Source organism: Anaerotruncus sp., assembly GCF_057433415.1.
Genome location: NZ_DBMDHH010000038.1, coordinates 20371 through 27538 on the forward strand (window position 1 = coordinate 20371; position 7168 = coordinate 27538).

Genomic DNA, 7168 nt, shown 5'->3' on the forward strand with positions numbered 1-7168 from the left:
TTTTTCCACAGGTCCTGTTCCCATCATATTCGATTCCCGCCTGTTCGTCAATCTTCTTTCACATGCCCGCCCCTTCGAGCGCGCCGCGCAGCAGCTCCAGCGACCTTTCCCGCAGGGCTTCCAGCCGCGCCGGGGTCCCGGCCGGCAGCGGCCCGGGCGGCCCGGCGGCAAAAGCGCCGGACGAAATCCGCCGGTCCTCCAGACCGAGCAGGGGAAGCAGCGTGTCCAATCGGGTGTTGGTGGAGCCTCGCGCGCCGGACAAAAAGCGGTCGAACAGGTAAAAGCGCGTGCCGAGGAGGGCGGAAAACGCCGTGCAGTGGTAGGAGTCGGTGAACACGCAGGCCGCGCCGTCGACGAGGGACAGAAACTCCCCGGGCGAAAGCCCGTAAAGCGGGATGTCCGCGTAACCGCGGTCGGCTGAGACGGCCCCGTCGAGGTGGGGAAGCGCCGCGACGGGCAGGCCGGACGCCTCCCGCAGACGGGCGGCAAACTCCCGGTGGGCGGGGTTTCGGCCGAGAAAATAACAGAGCAGATAGCCGCCCGCGGGGAGCGGCGCGGGCTTTTCGAGCACGCGCCATTTCCCGGGCGGCAGGAGCAGGACCGGGTCGGCGGCGAGCGGGACCTCCCGCCCGGACAGCTCTCCGATCAGCGCGCGGCCCGACTCCTCCCGCGCGGAAATCCAGTCGAACCGGCGGAGGAACCGGGCGGCTGTCCGCCGCTGGCGGACAGAGAGGCGGCCCACCCCGAAGCTCGCCGCCCAGGCGAGCTTCGGGACCTCCTCCGGGACGAAATCGAGCGTATAAAAGCCGTCCGGGTAGTTGGCGGGGTGCCAGAGCTGGTCGCTGCCCGAGAGGAACGCTCCGTAGCCGGGCACGGCCCCCTCGAGCGCCGCCCTGCCGCAAAGGCGGGGGGAGAGGCGCAGATATTCCCGCGCGAATTTCCCGAGCGCCTCCGCGCGCGCAGCGCGGCCCGCGGCCGCCCCGTGGCCGAGGCGCGCTTCGCGCGCCGAATCCGCCGCACGGGCGAGCCTGCGCCCGACGCGGGCCGGGTCGAGCCGGAGGCGGCGGAGCCTTTCGGGCAGGCTCCGTTCCGGTTCGTACCAGAGCGTCTCGTTCGGCACGCCAAGACTGTCCAGCGCCGCCTGCGTGGCGTACGCCTGCAGGACGCTCCCGTAGTTTGGGACCTGCCAGCAGGAGGCGACCGCGAGCGGCTTCATGGCGCCGCCTCCCCCGTGGAAAATTCCCCCGCAAAGAAGCAGAGGGTAAAGAGCAGGAAGTTGTGAAACCGGTAGGGCTCCATCTGGAAGGCGAGCAGCAGGCAGCCGAACGCCGCCGTGAGCAGGAAGCCCGCGCGCGTTTTCCGGAAGCGCCACAGCCGCCGCGCGCAGAGGAAAAGCAGCAGGAAAAACGCCGCCACGCAGACAAGCCCGCCGGTGAACGCAAGGTCGAGGTAGAAGTTGTGCGCGTGGGTGGCGCCGATGAGGGCGCGGGCCTCCGCCGGCTCGGGCAGGCCCACGCCGGTCAGCGGGGAACGCGCGAAGGCATCCCCCGCGCGCTCCCAAATCCACGCGCGCCCCGAGAGGGTCGCGTCCTTGTGGAGGGCCCGCTCGAGGAAGCGGGAAAACCGCTCCTGCACCCCAAAGCAGACGAGCCCCGTGAAGACCAGCGCGTTCCCGGCGAGCGCCGTCCCCGCGTTTACAACGCGGGGCCTCCACCCGGCGGCGGAGAGGAGCACAGTCAGCAGGAAGAGCAGCGTCACGGCGGCGGAGGTCACCGTCCACGACCGGCAGGCCGCCCCGGCCGCGCAGGCGCAGACCGCCGCCGTCCGGACGGACAGCCGCCGCCCCCGCTCGCAGTCCCGCAGGGCGGCGAGGCAGACGGCGGGCAGCAGGGTGGTGAGCGCGGCGTTGTCGTAGCCGAGCAGATAGTTTTCGCGGTAGGCCGCCGTCGCGTACATGCCGCCCGGAAAGGCGAGCACCGTCGCAAAGTGCGCCGCCGTGAGCAGCCCGAGCGCGAGGGACGCGCCGTCGAGGAACGCCCGGCGGCCGGTGCGGACCGCCATTTCCGTGATGGCGGCGGCCGAAAGGGTGCTGACGACGATCATCGGCAGGGTGGAACCGAAGCTGCCGAGGCGGGACCAGGTGGTCAGCAGGCGCGCGCCGCAGAAAGCGGCGAGGGCGAGCATCCACTTGGAGAGGCTGCGGTAGAAAATGAGCCAGACGAGCAGCCCCGCCCCCACCGCGAGGTAGCGCGCCGCGTCCCATGCCCGGTCGAGCGCCGCCAGCGCCGGCAGGTCGGAGACGCAGACGGGCTTATAGAGGAGCAGGAAGGTCACGAAGAGGTAGGCGCGGCTTTGAAGCAGTCTCAAAGGCCCCGCCCCCTCTCCGCGCGGCAGCGTTCATAGAGGGCTTCCAGCCGCCGCGCCGCTGTTTCGGCGCCGCAGCCCGCGGCTTCGACCTCTTCCGCGCGGCATCTTCTCGGGAGCCCCTTCGCGGCGAGAATTTCCCCCGCCCATCCGGCGGCGGAAAGCCCGGGCGGCAGGAGCCGCAAAAGCCCGGTGACGGCCGCTTCGCGCGGCACCGCGCCATCGGGGGCGAAGCAGGGCAGACCCGCCGCCTGCGCCTCGAGCAGGGCGATGCCGAAGCCCTCGTACCGGGTGGGCAGCGCGAACGCGTCCATCGCCTGAAGGAGCGCGGGCACGTCCTCCCGCGCGCCCAAAAAGCGCACCGCCCCCGCGATCCCCAGCCGCCCGGCCTCGGCGCGCAGGGCGGGCCCCTCCTCCCCGTCGCCCGCGAGCAGCAGCAGGGCGTCCGGTTCGCGCCGCCGCAGCTCCGCGAAGAGCGCGAGCAGGAAGGGCAGGTTCTTCTGCTGGTCGAAGCGCGCGGCGCAGCCGACAGTGAACGCCTCCCCGAGCCCCAGCGCCGCGCGCGTCCGCCGCCGGACGTCGGCGGAAAAGCCGAACCGCGCGGTGTCGACCGCGTTGGGAAGCATGGTGAACGGCGCGTCCCCGAAGAGCCAGCGCCCCGCGTCGTCGGAGCAGGCGGCGCGGTGGGTGGCCTCGCGGCGCATGAAGCCGCGCAGAAGCGCCAGCGCCGCCGGGCGGGCAAGCCGCCGCGCGGTAAACCGGAACGGCAGGCGGACGCCCGCGAGGTGGGCGTGCACAATGCGCGCCGGCACCCCGCGCCGCCGCGCCAAAAACGCGTAGAGGGCGGACCACTCCTCGAGGTGCAGGTGGACGGCGTCGTAGCTTCCCGCCAGGAGCGCCGCGTCCACGGCGCGCAGGTTTTCCCGCAGGCTTCCCACGCGCGGCGGGATGGGGCGGACGGGAATCCCCGCCGCCTCGAGGGCACGCCGGTTCGCGCCCGGCCCCGCCGGGTCCGCCTCCGCGAGCACCTCGCAGCGAAACCGCTCCCGGTCGAGCCGGGGCAGCAGCCCGGCGAGCAGCGACCCCACCCCGCCGATGCGGACGGAGGGCGCGATATGCAAAATGTTCACGGCGTTTCCCCCTCGCAGAGCGTTTGATAGATTGCGAGCAGCCGCCCGCGGACCGCCCCGGCGGAAAACATTTCCCGCGCGCGCTTCACGGCGGCGCGGCCCATCCGCTCATATTCCGCGGGCGGAAGGGCGAGCGCGCGGGAGAGCGCCTTTGTGAGCGCGTCCGCGTCGCCCGGCGGGACGAGGAAGCCCGTCTCCCCGTCCGCGACGTGCTCGGCCAGACCGCCGGCGCGCGACGCGGCCACGACCCGGCCCGCCGCCATCGCCTCGCAGGCCGCGTACCCGCTCGCCTCCCGCCAGAGGGAGGGGACGGCCACGCACTTCGCGCCCCGGTAGAGCTTCCGCAGGGCCTCCCCCTCCACCCGGCCGCGGAAGGACACGCGGGAGCCTCCCCGCGCGGCCGCCGCCTCCAGCGCGCTTTTCAGGGGGCCTTCCCCCGCGACGACGAGCGGCGCGCCGAGCCGTTTTGCCGCCTCGAGCAGCGGGAAGAGGCCCTTCTCCTCCGAAAGCCGCCCGCAGTAGAGGATGTAGTCCCCCTCGGGCGGCGTGTAATCGAACGCCGTGCCGGGCGGCAGGGGATTCGGCAGGTGCAGGACGGGCGCGCGGGAAAATCCCGTGCGCTCCAAAAGCGCCCGGTAGCATTCGGACGGCGCGATGAAGCAGCCGACCTTGTCGTAGAGGCGCAGGCGGCGGGCGGCCCATGTCTCAAAACTCCCCGCGAGGCTTTTTGAGACGGAGCCGCCGACGCACCGGTGCAGGAGACAGGCGCGGTATCCCCCTCGCAGGCAGTCCTCGCAGGGCTTCCCCGCCCGCAGCATCAGGTGGTTGGGGCAGAGAGGCAGCAGGTCGTGCACCGTCCAGACGACGGGGATCTTCCGCCGTGCGAGCGGCCCGAGGATCGACAGGGTCAGGCTGTGGTGCACAAGATTCAGGTGCGCGACGTCCGGGCGCTCCCGCGCGAGCAGGGCGTCGAGCTTTCGGGCGGCCTCCCCGTTCCAGAGCATCCGCGCCGCGTCGAACGGGCGCTTTTGGGGGTCGAGCGGCCGCGCGAAGAATTCCGCCTCGCCGCAGGGCAGGTTTCGCGGGTCCGCCGCCGAAAAGTGACGGACCTGATGCCCCGCCTCCCGCAGCATCCGGTCGAGCGCGAAGAGGTAGGTTTCGGTGCCGCCCACGGGATAGTGGTAGCGGTTGACCAGCAGGATCTTCATCCGCGCCGCCTCCTTCGCATCCGGCTTTTCACCCCGCGCGCCCACGGATAGGCGCGCGCGTGCAAGAACGACATCACCGCCAGCATCAGCCCTCGGGGGAGCAGATGCGCGGCGGCGGTCGTCAGGCGGCCGACCGGCCCGCGCCCGTCCGGGCGCGGCGGCTCCTCCCGCCAGGGGGAGGCGGCCTTGTGCGCGAGATACTCCGCCGCGAAGGGGTGCGGGCAGCCCGCGTTCCACGGGCGGCTCCCCGAATAGAAGCAGGCGGTGAAGTGCACGACCGCCGGATCCTCCACCGCCGCACGCCACTCCGCCTCGGTGGGCGGGCGGGCGGGCCTTCGCAGGCGGAGCAGGTCGCGGTAGGGAAAATCGAAGAGGACGGTGGGCGCGCCGAACCGGGGCGGGAGCGCGCCCGTCTGCCCCAACGCGCCGAGCGTGCCGTTGAGCACCCCCTGGTCGACGTAGGTCACGTCGCCGCCGCGCGCCCGCAAAAATGCAAGGAACCGTTCCTCCGTCCCCTCCCGCCGCCAGCGCGCCAGGTTGAGGAGCAGCACGCCGCTGCCCACGTAGGGCGCGTCGGGGGGCAGCCCCAGCTCGGCGGCATACCGCCCGCTGCGGCAGTCATCCACGCCGAGCGCGCTGGAGGGGCCGAACGGTCGCTCCCAGAGCGGGGTGAGCGGACGGCGCACGAGGGTGTCGCAGTCGAGGTAGAGGACCCGCTCCGCCTCCGGGGGCAGCAGGGAACCGAGAAAGAGGCGCTGGAAGGTCGCGGGGTGCCAGCGGCCCGCAGCGACGGAGATCCCCGCCCGTTCGGCGGGGTCGACGCCGCGCACGAAAAAGAGCGCCCGGCCGTACTCCACCGCGACGCTCAGCAGCTTTCGCCGATCCTCCCCGCCGATCCCGCAGTCGACCATCCAGACGGCAAGCTCCTCCACATCCCGGTTGCTCTCGAAGAGGGAGCGCATCGAAATTCCGGCAATTTCGGCGTAGCCGCCGCTGCTCGCGTAGACGACGTTCACGGCGCTCCCCCGCAGAGCTCCCGCAGGCCGGGCAGCGACCGGTCCCGCTCCGAGAGGATGGGGCGGGCGTCCCCCTCGAGCGGCCATTCGACCGCGAGGCCCGGATCGTCCCAGCGCACGCCTCCCTCCCGCGCGGGATCGTAGCCCGCGCCGCAGGAATAGGCGACCATTGACCGCTCGAGCGCGAGATAGCCGTGCGCCACCCCGTCGGGGAGATAGAGGCACTCGCCCGATTCCCCTGAGAGCTCGAACGCCCGCCACCGCCCAAAGGTGGCGGAGCCGGGCCGCAGGTCGGCGAGCACGTCGTAGACCCGCCCCGAGACGCAGCGGACCAGCTTATCCTGCCCCCGCTGGAAGTGCAGCCCGCGCAGCACGCCCCCGGCCGACTCGGTCCAGAAGGTCTCCGCCGGACAAAAGTCGATGCCCGCCTCCCGGAAGATTTCGCGGGAATAGTCCTTGCAGAGGCACCCGCGCCCGTCGGAGAACCGCTGCGGCCAGATGCGGTAAGCGCCCGCCAGCCCGGCGGGCGCAAAGGAAAATGGCCGGATCATGCTTTCCCTCCGTCCCCGCCGTCAAAGAGGCGCAGATATTCCGCCATCTGGCGGCGGGCGCAGTCCGCCGCGCCCTCCCCCGCCGCATGGCATTTCGTCCATTCCACCGTCTTTTCGACGGCGGTCTCGATTCCCCACAGCGGCCGCCAGCCGAGCCGAGCCTCCAACTTTCCGCAGTCGAGCAGGAGCGTGTCCGCCTCGGGCGGGCCGCCGTCCGGAGCGGAAATCCACGAGGCGCCTTCTCCCCACGCCCCGCAGAAGAGATCCGCCAGCTCCCCCGTCGTAACCCGGCCCTCCGCGCCGGGACCGACGTTGTAGCAGCCCGCGAGCGCGGGGTCCCCCTCCTGCGCCGCGGCAATCAGCAGGTAGGCGCAGAGCGCCTCGAGCACATGCTGGTAGGGCCGCACCGAGCCGGGATGCCGCAGCCGCACGGGTTCCCCCGACAGCACGGCGCGCACGCAGTCGGGCAGGATGCGCCCGGGCGCAAAGTCCCCGCCGCCGATCACATTGCCCGCCCGCGCGGTCGAGACGGCCGGGCCGGAAGCAAAGAAGGATTCCGCATAGCTCCGCACCGCCAGCTCGGCACACGACTTGCTGCCCGCGTAGGGGTCCGCCCCGCCGAGCGGGTCCTCCTCCCGGAAGGGGCGGCCGGTGCCGCCGTTCCGATAGACCTTGTCGGTCGTGACGACGAGGACCGAGCGCACGCCCGGATGCCGCCGGACGCAGTCCAGCAGGCGCACCGTACCCATCAGGTTGACGTCAAAGGTGCCGGCGGGGTCGCGGTAGCCCTCCCGCACGATCGGCTGGGCCGCGAGGTGGAAGACCACCTCGGGCCGAAACGCGTCGAAGAGCCTTTCGAGAGGGCCCGGGTCCCGGATGTCCCCCATGACCGAACGCAG

7 protein-coding genes are annotated in these 7168 nt (G+C 72.3%); all 7 read right to left on the minus strand.

Going from position 1 to position 7168, the window contains the following annotated elements:
* Window positions 1-58 precede the first annotated feature (58 nt).
* On the minus strand, window positions 59-1216 hold the full coding sequence (locus tag ACZO3G_RS10620) for a polysaccharide pyruvyl transferase family protein (RefSeq protein WP_288234436.1): 1158 nt from the start codon (window positions 1214-1216) through the stop codon (window positions 59-61).
* Window positions 1213-2367 (minus strand): O-antigen ligase family protein, encoded by a 1155-nt coding sequence (locus tag ACZO3G_RS10625; RefSeq protein ID WP_276872507.1) that lies wholly within the window; start codon window positions 2365-2367, stop codon window positions 1213-1215. Before ACZO3G_RS10625 ends, ACZO3G_RS10620 begins: the two co-directional genes overlap by 4 nt.
* Window positions 2364-3494, minus strand: coding sequence for a glycosyltransferase (locus ACZO3G_RS10630; RefSeq protein ID WP_276872506.1), 1131 nt, complete (start codon window positions 3492-3494; stop codon window positions 2364-2366). The genes ACZO3G_RS10625 and ACZO3G_RS10630 overlap by 4 nt, the downstream gene beginning before the upstream one ends.
* Window positions 3491-4702 carry a glycosyltransferase family 4 protein gene (locus tag ACZO3G_RS10635; protein WP_276872505.1) on the minus strand — a complete coding sequence of 404 codons (1212 nt, stop codon included), beginning with the start codon at window positions 4700-4702 and terminating at the stop codon, window positions 3491-3493. Before ACZO3G_RS10635 ends, ACZO3G_RS10630 begins: the two co-directional genes overlap by 4 nt.
* Window positions 4699-5718 carry a glycosyltransferase family 8 protein gene (locus ACZO3G_RS10640; protein ID WP_276872504.1) on the minus strand — a complete coding sequence of 340 codons (1020 nt, stop codon included), beginning with the start codon at window positions 5716-5718 and terminating at the stop codon, window positions 4699-4701. The genes ACZO3G_RS10635 and ACZO3G_RS10640 overlap by 4 nt, the downstream gene beginning before the upstream one ends.
* The gene (locus ACZO3G_RS10645; RefSeq protein WP_276872503.1) at window positions 5715-6269 is read right to left on the minus strand and encodes a dTDP-4-dehydrorhamnose 3,5-epimerase family protein; all 555 of its coding nucleotides are present in this window, start codon (window positions 6267-6269) and stop codon (window positions 5715-5717) included. Before ACZO3G_RS10645 ends, ACZO3G_RS10640 begins: the two co-directional genes overlap by 4 nt.
* Window positions 6266-7168 (minus strand): CDP-glucose 4,6-dehydratase (gene rfbG / locus ACZO3G_RS10650; protein WP_486847168.1); only part of this gene is annotated, 903 nt, incomplete at its 5' end. The genes rfbG and ACZO3G_RS10645, both read right to left, overlap by 4 nt.